Here is a 952-nt window from a genome sequence, read left to right as displayed (position 1 = left end):
GGAGCCCCTTCGCGACAGCACTCAGAAGTGCGCTTTGACGATAGCGCTGAAGGTGTTCTGGTCGGTTTTGCCAACGAAGTTTTCGCTGACGAAGCCGCCATTCTCGATGCCGTACTTGTCCGACCAGTAGTCGTACTCGATACCGACGTAGAGCTGCTTCTCGCCCCAGTTCATCGCCTTGCCTAGGTCGTACTTGATCTGCGGGTTGATGTGCAGGTTGGCGTGATATTCCTCACCGCGGGAGTTGCTGTCGTTGTCGACCACCCAGTCGATGAAGCCGTCGATGAGGATGTCGGAGTTGCCCACCGGCAGGGTGTAGCCCCACACCGGGGTGACCTGCCAGGTGCCGTCGCCTACGCGGTCACCGTCAGTGTCGCGGTGGTAGACGTTCACCGAGACATAGTCGAAGCCGGGCACGTCCAGATCGAAGCCCGGGCCGATCATGTAGGTTTCCACATCGCCTTCGCCGAACTCGTAGGTCATTGCGACCAGCACATCCTTGATCGGGCCGAAGCTCAGGTCGCGCTGGAAGATCTTGCCGAACGACAGGCGCGGTGAGAATTCGCCGTAGAAGGTGCTGTCGTCGTTGCCGTTGTCGTTACCCTTGCCGTTGAAGTGGATCGAGTCGAGAAACAGGAACGTATCGCCATACTTCCAGCCGTTGACGTGCTCGAAGGTGACAGTCTGCTGGATCGGCGCATCGATCTTGTAATCCTTGCCGTACAGGTAGGTCAGGCTGTTGCTGTGCCAGTGGAGCAGACCTTCGGCCATCGCCGGGGCGGTCAGCAGGCTGCCGGCGAGCGCGACGGCGAGGGGAGCGGTCTTCAGTTGCATGTGGATTTCCTTGAAGTGGGTGACGGCTTTTTTTGGGCGCCATTGTCTTTCAAGACTGGCGTGGCGAGAAGCGCACGATGGCGTGATTCTGACCATCAGACGGATCGCCCCGCACAGG

The 952-nt window shown here is 59.5% G+C and carries 1 protein-coding gene; it reads right to left on the bottom strand.

Going from position 1 to position 952, the window contains the following annotated elements; all coding sequences use genetic code 11:
- Positions 1-21 precede the first annotated feature (21 nt).
- Positions 22-834: an outer membrane protein OmpK gene (locus LO50_RS23450; protein WP_041013151.1), complete on the bottom strand. Its 813-nt coding sequence runs from the start codon at positions 832-834 to the stop codon at positions 22-24.
- Between the last annotated feature and the right edge of the window lie 118 nt (positions 835-952).

This window comes from Stutzerimonas stutzeri, assembly GCF_000935215.1.
Taxonomy (GTDB): Bacteria; Pseudomonadota; Gammaproteobacteria; order Pseudomonadales; family Pseudomonadaceae; genus Stutzerimonas.
Note: the sequence above shows the minus strand (reverse complement) of the source record. Positions and strands in the feature narration are given on the sequence as shown.

Coding starts and splice junctions, on each gene's coding strand:
- LO50_RS23450 (WP_041013151.1), bottom strand. CDS start 834: ATGCAACTGAAGACCGCTCCCCTCGCCGTCGCGCTCGCCGGCAGCCTG.